This is a genomic window from Mesorhizobium sp. (assembly GCF_024509055.1).
GTDB lineage: Bacteria > Pseudomonadota > Alphaproteobacteria > Rhizobiales > Rhizobiaceae > Mesorhizobium.
In genome coordinates, this window is the sequence record NZ_JANINM010000385.1 from 26,906 (window position 1) to 46,583 (window position 19,678).

Sequence of the window (19,678 nt, forward strand, 5' to 3'; positions counted from 1 at the left end):
TGTTCGCGCCATCTGGCGATATGGTTCGCGGTGCTCGCGATCGCAGCAAGACTCGTCGTCCCGAGCGGCTTCATGCCGCAGAGGGCGGGCAACCACGTGGTCATGGCGGTTTGCACGAGCTCTGGTCCGCTGGTGACCCTCGTTCAGGTTCCGGGTGCGTCGACGGACACGCGCGACGGCTCCGAATCCATCCGCCCTGCGTCACCGTGCTCGGTCTCCGCCACGGACACCTCGATCTGCTCGGCGGTCGATCCGGTCCTACTGACTGCCGCCCTCGCTTTCATCATCAAGACGTCGATCTTCCACGCCGTACGAAGCACTGTGCCGGCTCCTCCACGTCTTCGTCCTCCACTACGGGGACCACCCTCGACCCGCTAGGCATCGGTCAGGCGGCATCCTCTGCGTCCGCCGCCTCCAACCATAATTCCATGACCGATGGAAGATTCGAAAGGTCGCATGACGCCTCCGGTCCGCGGATGGCGCGCGACCAGACTCGACCTAAGCGAGGAACATACCTTCATGCTCAGCCAACGTCACAGCGAGACAACGCTCGCAGCCATCAGCACCAAACGCTTCCTGCTCCTGGCAGGGCTTGTATCGATCCTGATCAGCGTCGCCACTTGGACGTTGGATCTCACACAGGCGACCTACGCCTGTCCGTTCTGTCGAGTCCAACGTTCGGCGATCGGTATCCTGGGGATACTGATTCTGCTTCTCCCGTACGGCAATCGGTTCTTCCTCCGGTATGCCGCAGTCGCTGTTGCCACGCTCGGGTTGGGCGTCGGCATGATGCAGAACTTCAATGGCGGCTGGCTCGCGATGTTCAAAGGGACGTTCAAGCTTCATGATCCGATCTGGTTCGACTCGACGATCCTCTCGTCGTGCGCCATCGTGATCATGTCCTTTCAGCTCGGGATCATCTTCGAGGTCTCGGCGAGGCAGACGCTTCGGACGGAGAGGGCCTGATCATGCTGAAGTCGACGGTGGCATGCATCGCATGGCTCTTGATGGTCGCGCCCGCGGCGGCCGAGCCGACGCAGATCGTCGTGCGGGTAATCAGCCAGGACGGGAAGTTCGTCGGCGATCACACGGGAGGAGCATCCATCACGCTGCGCGAGGTGAAATCGGGCAGGGTGCTCGCACGCGGCGTCACAAGGGGCGGGACGGGCGACACGGAGCGGATCATGGAGGCGTCTCGACGCAGCCCTTCGATCGCGCTTGCCGATGCCGCATCCTACAAGGTCACTCTCGATCTCGGCGAGCCGACGCTCGTTGACCTTGAGGTGGAGGGCCCCATAGGTCGTCCTCGATCCAGGATCAGCGTGAGATCGCAGCGCTGGATCGTCCCAGGCGTGCCGGTGACGGCAGGCAATGGCTGGCTTGTCGAGCTTCCGGGGCTCGCGATCACGCCCACCATATCGACGCAGGGCCGATCGGTTTTGATCACGGCCAAGGTCGAGCTGATGTGCGGCTGCCCGATAACTCCCGATGGACCTTGGCCATCCGCCGATTACGCCGTCACTGCGAGCATCTGGAGCGGGCGCCACGAACTGGCGAGCGCGCCGCTTGCGTTCACCGCGGCGCCTGGGACGTTCAGTGGGCGCATCGCCCTACCGCGAGCCGGGAAGGCGAAGATCTACGTCAACGCCGTGAACGGCCGAACGGGCAACTCGGGACTGGCGACCGTCAGGTTGCCGTGAGCCAAGGCGCTGCGCGTGGGAAACCGAAGCGCGCAGCGCCTCCGTCGATTGACGAGCTATTGATGAGGATCCGCCATGTCCAAACCTCAATTGCGGATCGGCAGGGGAAATATGCAAATCCGCTAAAGAATAGTTCCACTGGCATGAGCCGGATCGAACGCCATCGCATGTATGAGAGGACCTGTGGCTTCTGATGATGCAGCGCAGGTAAGACCTGCATCATCGCATTAGATGCACCTTTCTTCGACGAACACGCTCCCGCACCCTGCGCAAGTCCCAGGTTCAGGTTATAATCGGCGAGACTTCCGCAGGCACGTCGTCCGAGTCGGTATCCACATGCTTCAGGTGAACGGTCTGCGTGGCGTAGGCTATCGGAACCTTAGCCTTCTCCAAGCTGGCATGGATCTTCAAGAGCAAATCCTGTCGGATGATCAAGCTCTCGTCGAAGTCCTGCGCCCTGATGTAGGAGAAGATTTCTATGTCTACGGAGCTCAGATTGATGTCCTTCAGGCGCGCCCGCGCGCCCGGCTTGATGATATGTTCGTTCGCCTCCAGGATTTCCGTCATCATGTGGAGGGTCGCGGGCAGCTTGTCGGACCTGATCCCGTGCTCCAACCTGATGATCGGATTGAATAGGAAGGAGTCCCGTCGAGCGAAGTTTTCAATCTGTCGCGCCGAGAAATCTCCGTTTGGAATGGTCACCACGGTCCGCTCCAAGGTGCGGATGCGAGTGGAACGTATGCCGACGTCCTCCACCGTGCCTACCACGTCACCGACCTTGCAGAAGTCGCCGACCTGCACGGGTTTGTCTGCGATCAACGTCACGCTTCCGACCAGGTTCTCGACCGTCTTCTGCGCCCCGAGAGCCAAGGCGATGCCGCCGATGCCCAATGCGGCGACCCCCGTCGTGACGTCGATCCCGAACGTGTCGAGGACGGCCACGACCGCGATGAACAGCAGGACGAGCTTCGCAGCGCGACGGACGAGACTGATCACGGACACCGCTTGCCGTCGTTCCAGTCCCTTGAGCCGATTGATGCTGAGCTGTGCCACCGCATCGATCATGCGGGCGAAGAACCACGCCAGCGCGATCCAGGCGAAAACACCCAGGTACCGCAGCAGGATTTGACGTGCGATGATGGAGACCGGCAGCGATCCCGCCCATAGCTGGAACAGCAGGGTCGCCCCGAACAGGCTTACCGGCGGCATCGCCGCCTGAGCCACACGATAGGTCCTGCTCCTTTCGTGATCGTGGATCGTGCGCCTCATCACGAAGAGGATCCCGGCGCTGACCACGTAGAAGCCAAGGAAGACGAGCGACGCGAGGCCGAGCAGGGTCGACCAGTCCCCGACCGCCGCGCCCCCGATTTCGATCGGTTGCCCGCCTTTGCCGGTGTTCCTATGCTCGTGCAGCCGCCGTGCGGCGATGCTGGTCTTCAGCGCCACACGCCAGACGTTGCCGGCCGTTGCCGTTCCGCCACGGGTAAGGAGTATGGGTACGTCACCCGTTCTCGAGAGGCTTCCTACCCGTTCGATGTTGGACCCGAGACCGTCCTCCAGATTTCCCTGCGGGTCGTTGGACAGCGAAACGAACGGATCGATCGCACCGCTCTGATCCAATACGGACTGAAGCTCCTCCGTCAGACGGCGAACGTCCGCCTTGGCTTCGAAGTAGCGGCCGGCCCGGCTGTAATCGCGCTCGGCCATTGCGGAAAGAAGACCCGAGACGGTGCCTCGCGGCGTGTCGCGGCCATAGATGTCGGTCGGGGGCTTTGTGGACGACGCGGACGCGCCGGCTTTCGGGGCGGCCTGCGACTGTGCCCGACCCGGCACGGCGCCCGCGAGGAGCACCATGCCGATCAAGTGTAGGCGTGATGTACGAAGCATCGATGGCCTCATGCGCCTGCGATGAAGTTCTCGACCGCGATCTGGGCGAGGTCGTCAGTCATCTGGGTGCGCGGATGCTTGCAGAAATAGGCGGATGCGGGGTCGATCACGCCGGCGATGCCGCGGTCCTTGGCGATCGCGGCGCAACGGATCATGTCGATCGCGACACCGGCGCTGTTGGGCGAATCCTCGACCGACAGGCGCAGTTCCAGGTTCATCGGCACGCCGCCGAACAGCTGGCCTTCCATGCGCAGGAAGCATACCTTGTTGTCGTTCTGCCACGGCACGTAGTCCGACGGCCCGATATGGACGTTGTCGTCGTCGAGCCGCTCGGCCGCGACCGACTGGACCGCCTCGGTCTTCGAGATCTTCTTGGATTCGAGGCGGCGGTGGTTCGACATGTTGAGGAAGTCGGTGTTGCCGCCGGTGTTGAGCTGATACGTCCGGTCGAGCTTGACGCCGCGCTTGGCGAACAGGTCGGTGAGCACGCGGTGGACGATCGTCGCACCCAGCTGTGCCTTGATGTCGTCGCCGATGATCGCGACGCCGGCATCCTCGAAGCGCTTCGCCCATTCGGGGTTGGAGGCGATGAAGACCGGAATGTTGTTGACGAAGGCGACGCCGGCTTCCAGCGCGCATTCGGCGTAGAATTCGGTCGCCTCCTGGCTGCCGACCGGCAGGTAGTTCATCAGCACGTCGGTGCCCGAACGCTTCAGTTCGGCGACGACCTCTTCCTTGGTCGGCTGCGTGTCGTTGGCGACCACGAAGGTGCGATCGTCCTTATATTGGCTCATATGGTCGGCGACGCCGTCCAGCACCGCGCCCATCTTCACCACCGTGCCGGTCGACGGGATGGTGGCGGCGAACACCGCGGTGCAATTGGGCTTGGCGAAGATCGCCTCGGCGACGTCCTTGCCGACCTTGCGCGTATCCACGTCCCAGGCGGCGACGACCTTGATGTCGGAGGGTTCATAGCCGCCGACTTCCCAGTGCATCAGGCCGGCCGCGTCGTTGGTGCCTCCGCGATAATGCTCCAGCCCCTGGACGAGCGAGCTCGCGCAGTTGCCGATGCCGACGATGGCGATGTTGATGAGTTTCACGAATTTACTCCGGTATGCAGCCGTTGCTCGGCTTTATCGATGGTGAGCATCCATGCGTGACGCCTGCGCAGACATCGCTCTGATCATGCCCAGGACACCGCCTGGATTGGCGGCGCCATTGATCACGTCGGCTTGAATGCTGCTTGCAAGCGACGGCTCTTCGTCGCCTTGCTTTTCAGTGGTTGAAGAGGCCGTCGATCACGCCCCCTCGTCGACTTCGCTCATGGCGGCCAGCGCCGCGAATGCCGGGCGTGCTCTTCGGTCTGGTTTCAGGCCCCCGGGCAGGGAAGCGGGCGCTGCTGGGATGCGGGCTGTCCCGCGGACCATCAATGCCAGCGTAGGCGGATTTCGCGCGATGACCTTGTCGAGTCTGCTCGGGTCAAACCAGACGCCTCGGCATCGGGGGCGATAGTAGAGCTCGCCCCCTCGGCGGTCGGCGATCAGCAGTCCGAGCTGACATCCGGGAGCCAGCATAACGCCGTCACGGCGCTGCGATGACGATGGGATGTCGTTCATGGCCTGCCCTTGAGGTTCGCCCGAGAGGCTCAAGGATGGATGCCCTGTTCGGCGCAATCGCGTCCCGAGACCTCAGTCTGGATCGTGCTGTGTCCGATCTCGTATCGGTCTCGCAGAAGCGCTTGAACGGCCGAGCGCGTCCCATCGACGTCGGCACCGCGATCGAGTACGAGGTGGACCGTACAGTTCACCTCGTCGTTGCTCATCGACCAGACATGCAGGTCATGAAGGTCGGCGACGCCGCGCACGCCGGCGATGGCGGTGCGAACCTCGCTGAGCTTGAGGCCGCCCGGAACGCCTTCTAGTAGGACGTTGCTGGTGTCGCGCAGCAGGATCCACGTACGCGGCAGGACCCACAGGCCGATGCCGACCGCTACGATTGGGTCGACCCAGGTCCAACCCGTGAAGCGGATGGTGAGAGCGCCGGCGATGACGCCGACGGAGCCAATCATGTCGGCCCAGACCTCCAGATAGGCGCCCTTGACGTTGAAGCTGCCTTCCTTACCCGCCATCAGCAACCGCATCGACACGATGTTCACGACGAGGCCGATCGTCGCGACGATCAGCATGCCCCAGGATTGAACCTCCTGTGGGGTGCTGAAGCGCTTGATCGCCTCGACGAAGACGTAGATCGCTACGCCGAACAGCAGCACGGCATTGAAGGCCGCAGCGAGGATTTCGAAACGACGATACCCGAACGTCCGCTTGTCGTCGGCCGGCTTCTGGCCCAGCTTGATAGCCAGCAGCGCGATCACCAGCGCCATCACGTCGGTCATCATGTGAGCGGCGTCCGAGAGGAGCGCCAGGCTGTTGAAGACGAAGCCGCCGATCACCTCCGCGATGAAGTAGGTGAAGGTCAGCGCGAGCGCCCAGCTCAGCATCTTGGCGTTGGCGCCGGCCGCATGGTTGTGACCGCCCGCGCCATGGCTGTGATCGTGCCCTGCGCCAGCATCGTGCGCTCCGGCGCCGTGGTCGTGACCGGCGCTCACTTGCCGGCCTCCCGCTTCGCGAGCCAGATGCGCATCCGCGAGATCTCAGCCCGCTGCGCCATGACCACCTCCCGTGCGAGCTTCCGCACTTCGGGATCGCGGCCGTATCTCAGCTCGACCTCCGCCATCGCGATCGCGCCCTCGTGGTGCGGGATCATCGCACGCATGAAGTCGACATCGGCATCCCCGGTGAACCGGATGTCCATGACGCCGTGCATCTTGGCGTTGGCTGCGCGATACGCCCGCGTCGCGGGAGAACCTGTCGGTGCGGCCGGTCGCAGGTGCCGTCCGTGCGGCATGGTCTGTGCGACCGGTTGCGCGCTCACCGACGCGGTCGCGGCGACGGCCGCGACCGCCAGCATTTTCTTCATCGTGGGCATGTCGTCTCTCCTTTCGGATGGGTGGGCGCAGGGCGCCGATTGGGATCGAGGCGGTTCATCCGGCGATCTCCTCGAGCGCGAGCAGCGCGAGGAAGCCGATGAAGAAGAAGGCGCTGATGAGTGGGCTGTCCGGCTTCTCGTGCGCCTCGACCAGCAGCTCCTCGGTAACCAGATAGAGGAGCGCCATGAGGCCGAAGCTCAGAAAGCCGGCGATCACCACGGGTGACAGTGTGGCCACCGGCAGCGCGGCCAGCGATCCGATCGGAAGCAGAAGGGCGAGGCCTGCGACCGTCAGGACGACCCGCAGCCTGGAGCGCATGGTCTCACCGAGTTCCGTCGTGAGCGTCACGCCGAGGAACAGCACCTCGAGCGTCAGCGCGACCGTCAGCAGGATGCCCGCCTTGGCGCCGGCGACGAATGCCAGTCCCAACACGAGGCCATCGATGAGCAGGTCGATCCCGATCGCGCCCAGCAGCGCGGCGGGACCTTCGAAGCGTTCCTCGAAGCCCTTGAGCGCGAGCATGACCGCCACACCGGCGGCCCCGCCGATCAACGTCGCGGTCGGGCTCGCCTCGTGCTTGACCTGCGGAAGGATCTCTGTCGCCGCCGCGGCGAACACGACGCCGGCCGCGAGATGCTGCATGGCGCTGGTAAAGGCGGCACCGGGACGTCGCACGACCGCGGCAATTGCGCCCAGAATGACCGCGATGGTCGGGATGATGGTGTAGCTCAGTGCCAGCATGGCAGTACTCCCAAACGCGAATGTCCGCGCGATCGGCTTCGCCCGGTCGGTCGGGACAGCCTTCCATCACCAATCGTCCGAAGTCGGATCGTGCTCCGACCGCCGCGGCGCTTCGGCGTCTTCGCAGCGTATCGTCGCTCCCTCGATGCGGTCGATGCCGGTCGGTATGCCGACCTTCGGATCCTCACGATCATGCGATCGGCCCTGGTTGTGAGGACCAGTGCCACTTCCCTCCGCGGCGCCTCCATGTCGCGAATCCGATGCGATGGAACATTCCGATCCATCGGATCAGCACGAGCACATGCGGGGTGGAGATCAGACTGTAGGTTCTGCCAAGGCGCGTCGTGCGTACAAGCAGGTTGGCGGCCAGGAGCCACAGGCCGGCCGGAAGAAGAGCGGCGAAAAGCTGAAGCGTCTTCATCGGGTGGTCAGGCAACGCTTCTGCCCTGTGATGGTCCGCAGGACAGGCAGGGCGATCGCACGGCCACGCAAGGCGCCCGCCGAAGAACGGATCCGGGTGCGATCCGAGCAGGCCCGGACCCGAATGGATCGACGCGCGCGAAGATTACTGAGGGCCATCAGTGCCCCCCCTCGATGGATCGAACGTTGCGACCCTCCAGGCGTACCAGATGAAGGCGGCAACGATCACGGCGTTGCTGGTGGGCTCGATGAGGTCGGCCACCTGCCGATACCGGGTGCCCAATCGGAAGCCGGCCACCACCAGGACGCTCGTCCAGATTGCGGATCCTGCGAACGTCGCAACGAGAAACGGTACGAGCGGCATTCCGCTGACGCCGGCCGGCACGGATATCAGCGTGCGGATGCCCGGGATCATGCGTCCGAACAGCACCGCCCAGCGCCCGCGCCGATCGAACCAGCGGTCGACCCGATCGATCTCGCTTGGGGTCAGTGTCAGCCAGCGGCCGTGCGAGGCGGCGAAGCGCTTCAGGCGATCGACGCCGACCCAGCGACCGGCATAGTACCACAGGAGCGCACCGACACCCGATCCGAGCGTGCCGGCGACGATGACGGCTGGCACGCCGATTTCACCTCGCGTGGCGACATAGCCGCAGAGCGGCAGGATCACCTCCGACGGGATCGGCGGAAAGACGTTCTCCAAAAGCATCAGCAGAAAAACGCCGAAACCTTTGAAGGAGGAAAGTACATCCAGTATGATGTCGAACATTGTGATTTCAGATCCCCGAGCGTCGCGGGCGCAGCCGAAGACGATGCTCGAGCAACATCCCCAGGCTGCTGCACGCAACTGCCTTTTCAGACGTGGGCGTTCTCACGGCTTCCACCGTCATCCTGCCCTACCGGTCGGATCGCGGTAGGCTAGCAGCCTCAAGGCGTTGACGACGACCAGCAAGGTCGATCCCTCGTGCACCGCTACCGCGGGTCCGATCCCGAGCCCCAGGATGGTCGCCGGTACGAGGAAGCCGACGACGCCGAGGCTGACGAAGACGTTCTGGCGAATGATCCCACGGGTGTGACGGCTGAGACCCACCGCGAACGGCAAATGGGCCAGATCGTCGGCCATCAGCGCCACGTCCGCGGTTTCCAGAGCCACGTCCGACCCGGCCGCGCCCATCGCGATCCCGACGGTCGCACTCGCCATGGCAGGTGCATCGTTGACTCCATCGCCGACCATCGCGACCTTGTCCTCGCCTGCCAGCTTCTTGATTGCGGCCACCTTGTCCTCGGGCATCAGATCGCCCCAGGCTTCATCGATCCCGACGTCCCGGGCGATCGCCTCGGCGACCTTCTGATGGTCGCCGGAGATCATGATCATCCGTGACACACCCATGTCGTGCAGACGGCGCAACGCGGTCCTCGCGGCCTCGCGCGGCGTGTCCATGAGACCGATGGCGCCGAGATCCCGGTCGCCCTTGCGCACGACCATCGTGGTCCGGCCGCTCTCGCGCAGCGCGGCGACGGCACTCGTTGCCCCTTGACCCAATACCGGAATGCCTTCCTTGCCGAACATCTCGGCCTTCCCGATCCATACCGTCTCGTCTCCGACGGTTGCGGTGACGCCGCGGCCGGTGAGGCTCTTGAGGTCTCCGGCTTCGGGTAGTCCGCGTGCGCCGAGTCGTTCACGGCCGTCCTTGACGATCGCCTGCGCAAGCGGGTGGTCGCTGAGCGCCTCGACCGCGACGGCGAGTGCCAGCAGCTCGTTCTCGTCGGCAGCATCGACCACCACGACATCGGTGATGCGTGGCCGTCCTTCGGTCAGCGTGCCAGTCTTGTCGAAGGCGATCGCCTTTAAAGATCCGAGATTTTCCAGCGGCGCGCCGCCCTTGACCAGGACACCGCCTCGCGCCGCTCGCGCGACGCCGGAAAGCACTGCACTCGGCGTCGCGATCGCCAGCGCGCAGGGGCTTGCCGCCACCAGCACAGCCATCGCCCGGTAGAAGCTGTCGCGGAAGGGCTCGTCGACGACGACCCAGGCGAACAGGAGTAGAAGGGCGAGCACGAGGACGGCAGGCACGAACACCCGCTCGAAGCGATCGGTGAACCGCTGCGTCGGCGATTTCTGCGTTTCCGCCTCGCTGACCATCTTCACGACCTTGGCGAGTGCGCTCTCGTTTGAGCGACGCGTCACCTCGATCTCGATCGCGCTCCCGCCGTTGATCGTACCGGCGAACACCCGGCTTTCCGGACCCACCGCGTCCGGCTTGGCACGAGCGATCGCGGCATCGGCGACGGGGATCTTGTCGACCGGGATGCTCTCGCCGGTGACGGGAGCCTGGTCGATCGCGCTGGAGCCCTTGATGATGAAGCCGTCTGCAGGCAGGCGTTCGTTCGGCCTAACGATCGCGACATCGCCGATCACCAGCTGTTCGACGGGTATCTCGCTTTTCTGGCCGTCCCGCCGAACGGTCGCGATCTCCGGCGCGAGCTTGGCCAGCGCCTCGATGGCCTTCTTGGCGCGACCCATCGCATAATGCTCGAGCGCGTGACCGAGACTGAAGAGGAAGAGCAGCAGCGCGCCTTCCGCCCAGGCGCCAAGGGCTGCGGCACCGGCTGCGGCGACCAGCATCAGAGTGTCGATCTCGAACCTGCGGAGTCGCAGGTTGTCGATCGCCTCGCGCAGCGTGAAGAAGCCGCCGAAGAGATAGGCCGCGACGAAGCAGGCGGTCGGCAGCCATTGCGCCGCGTCAGGCATCAGCTTCTCGACGCCGTACCCTATCCCCAGCAGCGCACCGCAGGCGAGAGCGAAGATCAACTCGGTGTTGGGCCCTAGGAACTCGGCGTGCGAATGGTCGTGGCCGTCGCCTGGGCCATGCTGCTCCTCCTTCGTCCGGGCGCCCTTCCCATGATCGTGTCCGGCATGATCGTCGGCTGCGATCCGTTCGCCGAGACCCACCTTGAGCTTGCGAAGCGTCGCACGGATCTCGTCCTCGCCGGTCCGCTGCCGATCGTATTCGACGCGGATCGTTCCGCTGGTGGTCGCGCTCGCCTGGACAACGCCGGGCATCGCGCAGAGCGTGTCGCCGATCGTGCGTGCCCGACGTTCGTGCGTGATCCCCGTAACCTCCCAAACGGAATGGCCGTAGCGTTCGGTGATTTCGGCGCCTGCCGCACGTACCATCTCGCGCAGCCGCGGCAGCGGCAGCTTGGCGGCGTCGAAATGGATGCACAGTGCCGCAGGGGCGTCACCGTCGACAGCGATGACGTGGGCCTTCTCGACGCCGTCGCGCGTCGCCAGGGTGGAGACGAGGCGCTCCAGGCAGGCGTCGGCGGCATCGGGCAGGTCGGGCAGCAGCACCGGAATGTCGAGTTCGAGCTTGTCGTTCATGACGGCCTCCCAACTGTGATCTTCGATCGTATGCGGGCATCGCGTCGCATCTCGCGTGCGGCGGCGAGGAAGACGACGCTCGCGGCGAGGTGCCGAGAACACGAAACCAGCCGCAGCTTCAGCCCGCTTCTGGTGATGATGATCGTGCCGAGGATCACCGCGGACGCCGACAACGAAGTGCGTGCAAGAGGGCGCATCGCTCAGTTCTCCCCCTTGGTGCGGTGGCAGACGCGCACCTTGCCGTCGGAGCGGGTGAAGGCGATCGATCCACCCGCGATCACCGCCCTCGTGCTGCCGTTGCGGAACTCGTCACCGGTGCCCCGCGCGCGCAGGATCTCCGTCCTGCCGCGCGGCAGCCAGGTGACCGCCATACGCAGACCATCGCGGAGGTAGTCGACGTCGGCGCGCGATCCGTCGTCGCAGTAGACGACACGTTGCCCAACCAAGTCCGGCATCGTCTCCGCGTTGTGAAGAACGCCTTCCGTGTCGTCTGGCGCTGGCCCGCAAGCCGTGAGGCCCAGTGCGGCGAGCGCGAGCAGGGAGAGCCTGCCACGAGGCACAGCCGTCCGTTTAGCTCGCTCGCTGCTCACCACAGGACTCCATGCACCGGTTTGAGCGGTGCTGGCGCCTCGAGGCCGGCGGACTCGAGCAGATCGATCTCGATCGTGCGGCACATGGCGGTGAGCGGCACATCGTGGACGGTGTTGGCGAAGGGATCGGTGAGATCTTCGCCGATGCTCAGCACGGCGAGGAAGACGAGGCCGATCAACGTCGAGCCTATCGGCGTCCAGAGCCCGAGCGATTCGACCAGCGCGATGGGCAAGAGTAGGCAGAACAGGCGGGTGAACAGGTTCGGGAAGAAACGGAAGCCATTCGGCAGCGGGGTGTTCTTGATCCGCTCCATACCGCCTTGGGCGTTGGCGATGTCGACCAGCACGCGCTCGACCATCGCCTGCTGAATGGTGTCGATCCTGCGGTTCGCGAGGGCACTGGCGAACAGCAGAGAGATGCTGTTCAGGATCGCATTGGCCGGGTTCGTCTTCTTAACGACCATTTCGGCAAGCGTTTCGCCCGCGATCCGCCTGATCTCGTCGTAGGCGGGTTCGCGGCGGAGTTGGCATCGTATCGCATGGGCGAAGGCGATCTGCCGACGGACCACATCCTGGTGGAGACCCTCCGCATCGTCCTTCCCTTCCGAAAGGCTCCGCGCGACGCGCGACAAAGATCGCGACGCGTTGATGAGCGCGCCCCATAAAGTCCGCGCCTCCCACCAGCGCGCATATGCGGCGTTGGTCCGAAAGCCCATGAACAGCGCGATCGCGGTGCCGAACAACGCAGTCGGAAGCGGCGGCTCCTTGATCGGCGTCATGAAGTGGAAGGCGGTGACCGCAACGTCCCATACGAAGAGGATCGTCAGCGGCTTCCATACCTCAAACATGATCTGCCGAAATCGTGGCGTGGCGCCCACAATCATAAATGTTCATTGCTCCAGCATGCTTCGGCATCAGCCGAGCGGCATGTTCATGATGTCTTTGTATGCGGACAGAAGCTTGTTGCGGACCTGAAGCGTCGCTTCGAACGCGACACTTGCACGGTTCTGGATCAGCGCGACGGTCGCGATGTCGTTCGTCTCGCCGCGCTCGTAGGCCTCGGTAGCGACGTCTTCCCGCTGCTGCGTCTCGTTGACCTTCGCTACGACGCCATCGAGCGTCTGTGCGAAACTGGACGAGGGGGTGCCCGGCGCCGCGCCGGGCGCGACGTTCGGCTGCGCTTCGCGAAGCGCTCGACTGCGCGCGATCACGTCTGCGCGGATCGCCATGACGTTCGAGATGGTCGGATCGGACATCGTCACGCCCTCCGCTGACGTCTGCGCGGACGTGTTCCGGCCGAACCGCACCGTTGATACGATCGGGTCACTTGCTGCCCTCCTGGACGCAGGTCCGGGTTCGGCTCGTGCCCTCGACGATCGTCAGCTGCGTTCCGGAGAATGTCGCCGTGATGCCGTCGCCGACATATTGCAGCCTCTGCGTGGGCGCGCTGAGGATCCGGGGAGGAGCATCGTTCCCGTCGCGCAGGTCGAGCCGCAGTCCATCGTCCTTGTAGTCGATCAGCAGCCTGCTTCCGTCGTCGCAGCGATAGCGGTGACGGCCGAGTTGCCCGCTCGACACCCCGCTGTCGGCGGAATGAACCTCCTGCTGGGTGGGCGGGTCGCTGGGCGCGGGCTTCGAGCAGCCGGTCAGGACCACGAAGCCGACCATCGCGACGATCTTGATGCCAATCATCGTACCTTCCTCCGATAGTGCTGCGCTATGCGGCGCCGGTCGGCTCCGCGGACCGCCTGTCCGGCGCGCCAGTGAAGGTAGGCCGCAAGTCGGTCGTCGGCCTCGATCATCAGTACGCGCAGACGACGCAGAACCATCGCGGCGATCGGGAGCGAGAGCAGGCCCCGGAGGGCGCAGCTGTGCGACACCGTGGTGCCGCCGTCGTCGCCCTGGAGTTCGAAGCGCTCCTCGATCATGAACACGTGAGGAATGCCGCACGACCAGGCGAAAGCCCGGGGCTTGTCCAGGTGGTCGACCTCGGCGGGTGAACGGACGGAGCGTGACCAGCCCGGAAAGGCGAACGTGCACTGGGTTTCGCCAACCTGGCTGGCATCGTCGAGCTGGATCATCGGCCTCCAGGCTTGACGGTGCTCGGGCTCTATCAGCGCGGACCAGATCCGCAGCGGCGGGCCATGGAAAACTCGGGAAATCGTGATCTCCGGCATGGGTATCCCCATCATCGATATGGGAGGGCGGCACGACGGTGCCGCCCTCCTCGTTCGTCAGGCCATGGTCTTCCCGAAGGTCTGACCGTGATCATCGCCTTCGTGCTCTTCGTTGTAGTGCTCCGGCAGCTCGATCGCCTTCTGCCCGAACCGCGCGTAGAGGGTGGGAAGCACGAAGAGCGTCAGCAGCGTCGCCGAGATCAGCCCGCCGATGACGACCGTCGCCAACGGCTTCTGCACCTCGGCACCGGCACCATGTCCGAGCGCCATCGGTACGAAGCCGAGCGATGCCACCAGCGCCGTCATGGCGACCGGACGCAGGCGCTGCATCGCACCAACATGCGCCGCCTCGGCGCGGTCCATGCCCGAACGGATCAGGTCCTGGATGGAGCTGACCATGACGAGGCCGTTGAGGACCGCGATGCCGGACAGCGCGATGAAGCCCACCGCGGCGGAGATCGAGAAGTCCATGCCGCGCACGAAGAGAAGCAGCACGCCGCCCACCAGCGCGAAGGGCACGCCGGTGAACACGATCGCGGCATCACGCACCGATCCCAGGGCGCCATAGAGGAGGAACAGGATCAGGACGAAGCAGGCCGGGATGACCAGCTTCAGCCTTGCGCTGGCCGACTGGAGGTTCTCGAACTGTCCACCCCATTCGAGATAGCTGCCCGGTGGCAGGCGCACCTGGCTGCCGATGGCAGCCTGTGCGTCGGCCACAACGCTTCCGACGTCGCGACCACGCACGTTGGCCTGCACGACCACCCGGCGCTTGCCGTTTTCGCGGCTGATCTGGTTCGGCCCGTCCACGACTCCGATGTCGGCGACGCTGGAAAGGGGAACGAAGGACCCGCCGGCGACCGGAACCTGGACCTGCTGCAGCAGCCCCAGATCCGAACGCTGCGCCTCCGAGAGGCGGATGACAACCGGGAAGCGGCGGTCTCCCTCGAAGATCTGCCCGGAGGTGCGGCCACCGAGGGTGGCGGTGACGGTGTCCTGCACATCCTGAGCGGTGACGCCGAGGCGTGCCATCGCATCGCGGTTGACGCGGATGTCGAGCATCGGGAGACCCGTCGTCTGCTCGACCTTCACGTCGGCCGCGCCTTGCGTCTTGCGCAGGATTGACGCGACCTGCTCCGCCGTCCGGTTCATGGCGGAGAAATCGTCGCCGAAGACCTTGACGGCGATGTCGCCGCGAACGCCTGCGATCAGCTCGTTGAAGCGCATCTGGATCGGCTGGGTGATCTCGTAGGCGTTGCCCGGGAACTTCGCGAGATTGCCCTCGATGCGCTTGACCAGATCCTCCTTCGCCAACTTGGGGTCGGGCCAGGCGTCGCGCGGTTTCAGGATGACGAACATGTCCGTGGCATTGGGCGGCATCGGGTCCGATGCGAGCTCGGCGGTGCCCGTCTTCGAATAGACGAACTGCACCTCGGGCTGCTTCGACATCATGCGTTCGATCGGCACCTGCATCGCCTGGCTCTGCTGGACCGACGTCGCCGGGATGCGCAGCGACTGGATGAGCAGGTCACCCTCGTCGAGCTGCGGCAGGAACACCTGCCCCAGCGTTCCGAACGCTAAGACCGCCAGGACGAGGCTGCCGACGGCCGCCCCGATCGTGATCGTGGGACGCCTCATGGCCCGATTGAGCCCCGGCTCATAGCGCTTCTTGAGCCAGGTGACGATGCGGCCGTCCTCCTCATCGACCTTCTTCGACAGCCAGATGGCAATCATCGCAGGCACGAAGGTGAGCGACAGCACGAACGCGAAGGCGAGCGCGATGATGACGGTGAGCGCCATCGGCACGAACGTCTTGCCCTCGACGCCGGTGAGCGTGAGCAGCGGTACGTAGACGAGTATAATGATCGCCTGTCCGTATACCGAAGGCCGGATCATCTCGCGCGCGGCAGCCGCCACGCTCGCGAGCCGCTCCTTGACGGTGAGCCGTCGGCCTTCGTGATGTTGGCGCTCCGCGAGCCTGCGCAACGCATTCTCGACGATGATGACCGCACCATCGACGATCAGGCCGAAGTCAAGCGCGCCGAGGCTCATGAGGTTGGCAGAGACGCCTGCCTTGAGCATCCCGAATCCGGTTAGCGTCATCGTGATCGGAATGACGAGCGCTGCGATGAGCGCCGCGCGGAAGTTTCCGAGCAGGAGAAACAGGACGACGATGACGAGGACCGCGCCTTCGCCGAGGTTGCGCGCCACCGTCCGGATGGTGGAGTTAACCAGCTCGGTGCGGTTGAGCACCGGCTGCACCACCACGTCCGGCGGAAGCGAGGCGTTGATCGTCTTCAGCTTGTCCGCGACCGCGGTCGCGACCGAGCGGCTGTTCTCACCGATCCGCATGATCGCGGTGCCCACCACGACCTCGGTGCCGTTCTCGGACGCGGAACCCATCCGGATCGCCTGTCCGGTGCGAACGGTCGCGACCTGATCGAGCGTCACGGGCACACCGTTGCGGGTCGCCACGACGGTCCGGGCCAACTCGCCGGTGTTGCGGACCAGAGCGTCCGACCTTACCGCCAGTCCCTCACCGTTGCGGTTGACGAAGCCGCCTCCGACACTGGTATTGTTCCGCTCGAGAGCGTTACCCAGTTCGGTCAGCGTGATGCCGAGTGAAGCGAGCTTCTGGACATCGGGGACGACCAGGAACTGCTTGGCATAGCCTCCGATCGAGTCGACACCAGCCAGGCCGGGCGTGTTCTTCAGTAGCGGGGTGACGATCCAGTCCTGCGCGGTACGCAGATAGGTCGCCTTGTCCTCCTCGCTCGTCAGCCGATCGCCCTCGGGGGTGATGTAGCTGCCGTCGGGCTGCTGGCCCGGCTCGCCGGGCTTGTGCTTGTCGTCGGCGCGGTGCTGCAGGCGGACGGTGTACATGTACACCTCGCCCAGACCGGTCGCGATCGGTCCCATTTCGGGGTTCACGCCGTCGGGCAGGTTCTCGGCCACGCCCTGCAGCCGTTCGCCGACCTGCTGGCGGGCGAAGTAGATGTCGGTCGCGTCGGAGAAGACGGCCGTGATCTGGGCGAAGCCGTTGCGGCTCAGCGAGCGGGTGTATTCGAGGCCCGGGGTGCCGGCGAGCGCCGTCTCGATCGGGAACGACACCTGCTTCTCGACCAGCTCGGGCGACAGCGCTGGCGCGCGAACGTTGATCTGCACCTGATTGTTGGTGATGTCCGGCACCGCGTCGATCGGCAGCCGGTAGAGGGAGAAGGCGCCGATGGTTGCGGCGATGACGGCGAGCAGCAGGACGAGCCAACGCTTCTCGACCGCCCATGTGACGATGCGGGCGATCATGATCTCAATCCTCTACCGCTTCGCTCTTGCCGAGTTCGGCCTTGAGCGTGAAGCTGCCGGTGGTGGCGATCTGCTCACGGCCGGTCAGGCCGGAGCGGACGATCACCGTGTCACCGGATGCGTCGCCGAGCTGCACCTGGGTCGCCTGGAAGCCGTTCGGAGTTCGTACGAAGACGACCGATTTGCCCTCGTCGGTCTGCACCGCCGTGGTCGGCACACGGATCGCACCGCTGCCGCCGCTGCCCGTCAGTTCGACCGAAGCGGTCACGGGTTCGCCGACGCGCCAAGTGCCACCACGATTGTCGAGCGTCGCGATCGACGGCACGAGGCGGGTCTGGGGATCGAGCGCTGGCGACACGAAGGTGATCCGCGCCGTCGCCTGCCGGCCCGCGGCCTTGACCGTCACGACGTTGCCGGGACGGACGCGGCCGGCATCCTCCGGCTTGAGGTTCAAAGCCAGCGACACCTGGCCGAGATTGGCGATGCGATAGAGCTCGGCATCGGCCGTCACGGTCTGACCGAGGGTCACGGGCCGTGCGATCACCTGGCCCGAGATCGGTGCGGCGATTCCCAGCCGGTTCAGTCCCGCCCCGCCGACGCCGGCTGCCGAAACGGTGCTCTGCGCCTGGGTCAGCGCGATGCGCGCCTCCGTCGCTGCGGTGCGCGCCGCGATCAGGTCCTGCTCGGGCGAGACCTTCTGCGAGAACAAGCGCTGTTCGCGCGCGAGATTGGAGTTCGCGAGCTGCAGCCGTGCACGTGCGGCCTGCACCTCGCCCTTGATCTGTGCGGCCTCCCGGCTTTCGATCACGGCGATCGTTTGACCTCGGCCGACGGTCTGCCCGAGATTGCGCGTGAGCGCGACCACCCGACCGGCGATGGCAGCTGACACGACCTGTGTGCCCTGCGGATCGCCTTCGATGATTGCAGGAAGCTCGATCGTTCCCGCACCTCCGACGATCGGACGGCCGATCTGGACTCCGGCTGCGGCGATCTGCTCCCGCGTGAGCGTCACGGCATCCTTCTGCGCCGGTGCTTCCGCCCCGGCGTTCGCCGACGCGCTGTTCGATGCCTCGTTCGCAGCGGCTTCGTTTCCGGCGTCGCTTCCACCGCCGCATGCCGACAGCAGGAGGGCGGCCGTCGCTGCGCCCACGAGATAATAGCTTTTCATCACTGGTTTCCCCCAACGGGCGCAGGGGCGGTCAGCCGCTCCACTTGCGCGCGTGCATTCTGGTAGTTGGCGAGCGCGTCGATCGCGGCGACGCGCGTCTCGGCGAGGGTGCGTTCGGCGTCGAGCAGTTCGAGTTGCCCGAACTTGCCTTCGCGATATCCGATGCGCGCGATCCGAGCCGCTTCCTGCGCGGCCGCCAAAGCCGGTCCGGACGCCGCACGCGCAGTCGTCGCCGCGTTCGCCGCCTGAGCCTGCGCGTCAGTGATGGCTTGCTCGATGTCGAGCGCCGTCACCCGGCGAAGAGCGTCCGCCTGGGTACGCTGTGCAGTCGCCTGTGCGATCGCCGCGCGGCCGTTGTTGAACACCGGGATCGGTATCGAGACCGTGAAGACGGCCGCGGTGTCGTTCGTCGCTTCCAGCCTGCGCAGCGCCGGACCGACGTTGATGTCCGGCACCCGATTGGCGCGCGCGAGCCTTACGCCCGCATCCGCGATGCTGAAGTCGGCATCGGCTGCGGCCAGCGCCAGCGTTCCGACCGTTCGTACCGGTGCCGCCGGCCCATAGGCCGCCGCGTCGGGCAATCGATCGAGCAACGTCTCGTCGAGACGGCCATCGATCGGCTGACCAATGCGTCGCGCCAGATTCGCCCGGGCCGCGTCGGAAAGTCGGAGCTGACGCTCGACGTTGGCCTCGGCGTTGATCCGCGCGACGTCGGCGCGCTGTTGTTCGAGCGGCGACGCCCGTCCGGCCTGCACGCGAACACTTGCCGCGCGGAGTGCGTCGCCCGCTATCCGCGCCTGATCCCGCGCCGTCGTCACCCGCCGCTCGGCTGCGACCGCTTCGACGTAGAGCTGCGTCACCTGCAACCGCACGTCCGCGGCTATGATGGCCGCCTGGATCTCGGCGCGTGAGAGTTGGGCGTTGGCAACTCCGACCCGGGCGCTGCGCTTGCCACCCAGTTCGATCGGAATGGCGAACCCGACCGTAGTCTCTGCGGCGCGCACGCCCCGATAGGGTCCGGAGCCCGTTATATTCTCAATCTGTCCTTGGAAGACCGGGTTGGGGCGCAATCCCGCAACGGTCCGGCCCGCACGTGCGGCTTCGATGGCAGCGGTAGCGGCCGAGGTCGAAGGCGCCGAGCCGCCGGCAGCGACGACCGCCTGGTCGAGCGAATAGATCGGTCCAGCCTGCGTGATAGGCGCAGGCGGCCCGGCTTGCGCGTGGGCCACCGAGGCGCACGACGCCGCAGCCAGCAAGGCTGCGCACAATTTCTGCATTGTCGAGGAATCCTAACGAATGTCGTCAGGCCGGGTCATCCCGGCCG

Annotated in this window: 19 protein-coding genes; 2 read left to right on the top strand and 17 right to left on the bottom strand. The window is 65.4% G+C overall.

Annotated elements, in window-relative coordinates:
- The first annotated feature begins 519 nt into the window (after window positions 1–519).
- Together Q0L57_RS18760 and Q0L57_RS18765 are read left to right on the top strand one after the other, a co-directional pair.
- Window positions 520–966, top strand: coding sequence for a disulfide bond formation protein B (locus Q0L57_RS18760; RefSeq protein ID WP_156477765.1), 447 nt, complete (start codon window positions 520–522; stop codon window positions 964–966).
- A gap of 2 nt (window positions 967–968) precedes the next feature.
- Window positions 969–1,700 (top strand): hypothetical protein, encoded by a 732-nt coding sequence (locus Q0L57_RS18765; protein WP_043061449.1) that lies wholly within the window; start codon window positions 969–971, stop codon window positions 1,698–1,700.
- A gap of 282 nt (window positions 1,701–1,982) precedes the next feature.
- Here the strand turns inward: Q0L57_RS18765 and Q0L57_RS18770 are convergent, their stop codons facing one another.
- From Q0L57_RS18770 to Q0L57_RS18845, 17 genes are all read right to left on the bottom strand, one after another.
- Window positions 1,983–3,587, bottom strand: coding sequence for a mechanosensitive ion channel family protein (locus Q0L57_RS18770; RefSeq protein ID WP_043061450.1), 1,605 nt, complete (start codon window positions 3,585–3,587; stop codon window positions 1,983–1,985).
- A gap of 8 nt (window positions 3,588–3,595) precedes the next feature.
- Window positions 3,596–4,687, bottom strand: coding sequence for an inositol-3-phosphate synthase (locus Q0L57_RS18775; RefSeq protein ID WP_043061451.1), 1,092 nt, complete (start codon window positions 4,685–4,687; stop codon window positions 3,596–3,598).
- Between the two features lie 198 nt (window positions 4,688–4,885).
- Complete coding sequence (locus Q0L57_RS34285) at window positions 4,886–5,203, bottom strand: zf-TFIIB domain-containing protein (RefSeq protein ID WP_082049398.1); 318 nt, start codon at window positions 5,201–5,203, stop codon at window positions 4,886–4,888.
- 29 nt (window positions 5,204–5,232) lie between these two features.
- Window positions 5,233–6,084 (bottom strand): cation diffusion facilitator family transporter, encoded by an 852-nt coding sequence (locus Q0L57_RS18780; protein ID WP_082049403.1) that lies wholly within the window; start codon window positions 6,082–6,084, stop codon window positions 5,233–5,235.
- A gap of 104 nt (window positions 6,085–6,188) precedes the next feature.
- Entirely contained in the window at window positions 6,189–6,572 is a 384-nt protein-coding gene (locus Q0L57_RS18785) for a DUF305 domain-containing protein (RefSeq protein ID WP_052814285.1), read from the bottom strand.
- A gap of 55 nt (window positions 6,573–6,627) precedes the next feature.
- Complete coding sequence (locus Q0L57_RS18790) at window positions 6,628–7,314, bottom strand: ZIP family metal transporter (RefSeq protein ID WP_043061453.1); 687 nt, start codon at window positions 7,312–7,314, stop codon at window positions 6,628–6,630.
- 565 nt (window positions 7,315–7,879) lie between these two features.
- Entirely contained in the window at window positions 7,880–8,500 is a 621-nt protein-coding gene (locus tag Q0L57_RS18795; RefSeq protein ID WP_043061455.1) for a DedA family protein, read from the bottom strand.
- Between the two features lie 117 nt (window positions 8,501–8,617).
- Entirely contained in the window at window positions 8,618–11,116 is a 2,499-nt protein-coding gene (locus Q0L57_RS18800) for a heavy metal translocating P-type ATPase (RefSeq protein WP_061780452.1), read from the bottom strand.
- The gene (locus Q0L57_RS18805; RefSeq protein WP_296744627.1) at window positions 11,113–11,313 is read right to left on the bottom strand and encodes a hypothetical protein; all 201 of its coding nucleotides are present in this window, start codon (window positions 11,311–11,313) and stop codon (window positions 11,113–11,115) included. Before Q0L57_RS18805 ends, Q0L57_RS18800 begins: the two co-directional genes overlap by 4 nt.
- A gap of 3 nt (window positions 11,314–11,316) precedes the next feature.
- Window positions 11,317–11,571: a hypothetical protein gene (locus Q0L57_RS18810; protein ID WP_232318554.1), complete on the bottom strand. Its 255-nt coding sequence runs from the start codon at window positions 11,569–11,571 to the stop codon at window positions 11,317–11,319.
- A gap of 131 nt (window positions 11,572–11,702) precedes the next feature.
- Window positions 11,703–12,554, bottom strand: a complete 852-nt coding sequence (locus Q0L57_RS18815) for a bestrophin family protein (protein ID WP_286165191.1) — start codon at window positions 12,552–12,554, stop codon at window positions 11,703–11,705.
- A 66-nt stretch (window positions 12,555–12,620) separates the two neighbouring features.
- Window positions 12,621–12,962 (bottom strand): flagellar hook-basal body complex protein FliE, encoded by a 342-nt coding sequence (gene fliE, locus Q0L57_RS18820; RefSeq protein WP_043061491.1) that lies wholly within the window; start codon window positions 12,960–12,962, stop codon window positions 12,621–12,623.
- 67 nt (window positions 12,963–13,029) lie between these two features.
- Complete coding sequence (locus tag Q0L57_RS18825; RefSeq protein WP_043061458.1) at window positions 13,030–13,398, bottom strand: hypothetical protein; 369 nt, start codon at window positions 13,396–13,398, stop codon at window positions 13,030–13,032.
- Window positions 13,395–13,883, bottom strand: a complete 489-nt coding sequence (locus Q0L57_RS18830; RefSeq protein WP_043061492.1) for an SRPBCC family protein — start codon at window positions 13,881–13,883, stop codon at window positions 13,395–13,397. The genes Q0L57_RS18825 and Q0L57_RS18830 overlap by 4 nt, the downstream gene beginning before the upstream one ends.
- A gap of 57 nt (window positions 13,884–13,940) precedes the next feature.
- Entirely contained in the window at window positions 13,941–17,186 is a 3,246-nt protein-coding gene (locus Q0L57_RS18835; protein WP_043061459.1) for a CusA/CzcA family heavy metal efflux RND transporter, read from the bottom strand.
- Window positions 17,187–17,190: 4 nt separating this feature from the next.
- On the bottom strand, window positions 17,191–18,354 hold the full coding sequence (locus tag Q0L57_RS18840; protein WP_043061460.1) for an efflux RND transporter periplasmic adaptor subunit: 1,164 nt from the start codon (window positions 18,352–18,354) through the stop codon (window positions 17,191–17,193).
- On the bottom strand, window positions 18,354–19,631 hold the full coding sequence (locus Q0L57_RS18845) for a TolC family protein (protein WP_043061461.1): 1,278 nt from the start codon (window positions 19,629–19,631) through the stop codon (window positions 18,354–18,356). The genes Q0L57_RS18840 and Q0L57_RS18845 overlap by 1 nt, the downstream gene beginning before the upstream one ends.
- Window positions 19,632–19,678: the final 47 nt, after the last annotated feature.

What these genes read in the sequence shown, in the direction of transcription:
- Q0L57_RS18840 (WP_043061460.1), bottom strand. Translation starts at nt 18,354, where the DNA reads ATGAAAAGCTATTATCTCGTGGGCGCAGCGACGGCCGCCCTCCTGCTG.
- fliE (WP_043061491.1), bottom strand. Translation starts at nt 12,962, where the DNA reads ATGTCCGATCCGACCATCTCGAACGTCATGGCGATCCGCGCAGACGTG.
- Q0L57_RS18800 (WP_061780452.1), bottom strand. Translation starts at nt 11,116, where the DNA reads ATGAACGACAAGCTCGAACTCGACATTCCGGTGCTGCTGCCCGACCTG.
- Q0L57_RS34285 (WP_082049398.1), bottom strand. Translation starts at nt 5,203, where the DNA reads ATGAACGACATCCCATCGTCATCGCAGCGCCGTGACGGCGTTATGCTG.
- Q0L57_RS18835 (WP_043061459.1), bottom strand. Translation starts at nt 17,186, where the DNA reads ATGATCGCCCGCATCGTCACATGGGCGGTCGAGAAGCGTTGGCTCGTC.
- Q0L57_RS18765 (WP_043061449.1), top strand. Translation starts at nt 969, where the DNA reads ATGCTGAAGTCGACGGTGGCATGCATCGCATGGCTCTTGATGGTCGCG.
- Q0L57_RS18825 (WP_043061458.1), bottom strand. Translation starts at nt 13,398, where the DNA reads ATGATTGGCATCAAGATCGTCGCGATGGTCGGCTTCGTGGTCCTGACC.
- Q0L57_RS18810 (WP_232318554.1), bottom strand. Translation starts at nt 11,571, where the DNA reads ATGCCGGACTTGGTTGGGCAACGTGTCGTCTACTGCGACGACGGATCG.
- Q0L57_RS18790 (WP_043061453.1), bottom strand. Translation starts at nt 7,314, where the DNA reads ATGCTGGCACTGAGCTACACCATCATCCCGACCATCGCGGTCATTCTG.
- Q0L57_RS18785 (WP_052814285.1), bottom strand. Translation starts at nt 6,572, where the DNA reads ATGCCCACGATGAAGAAAATGCTGGCGGTCGCGGCCGTCGCCGCGACC.
- Q0L57_RS18845 (WP_043061461.1), bottom strand. Translation starts at nt 19,631, where the DNA reads ATGCAGAAATTGTGCGCAGCCTTGCTGGCTGCGGCGTCGTGCGCCTCG.
- Q0L57_RS18760 (WP_156477765.1), top strand. Translation starts at nt 520, where the DNA reads ATGCTCAGCCAACGTCACAGCGAGACAACGCTCGCAGCCATCAGCACC.
- Q0L57_RS18830 (WP_043061492.1), bottom strand. Translation starts at nt 13,883, where the DNA reads ATGCCGGAGATCACGATTTCCCGAGTTTTCCATGGCCCGCCGCTGCGG.
- Q0L57_RS18815 (WP_286165191.1), bottom strand. Translation starts at nt 12,554, where the DNA reads ATGTTTGAGGTATGGAAGCCGCTGACGATCCTCTTCGTATGGGACGTT.
- Q0L57_RS18770 (WP_043061450.1), bottom strand. Translation starts at nt 3,587, where the DNA reads ATGCTTCGTACATCACGCCTACACTTGATCGGCATGGTGCTCCTCGCG.
- Q0L57_RS18780 (WP_082049403.1), bottom strand. Translation starts at nt 6,084, where the DNA reads ATGCTGAGCTGGGCGCTCGCGCTGACCTTCACCTACTTCATCGCGGAG.
- Q0L57_RS18805 (WP_296744627.1), bottom strand. Translation starts at nt 11,313, where the DNA reads ATGCGCCCTCTTGCACGCACTTCGTTGTCGGCGTCCGCGGTGATCCTC.
- Q0L57_RS18795 (WP_043061455.1), bottom strand. Translation starts at nt 8,500, where the DNA reads ATGTTCGACATCATACTGGATGTACTTTCCTCCTTCAAAGGTTTCGGC.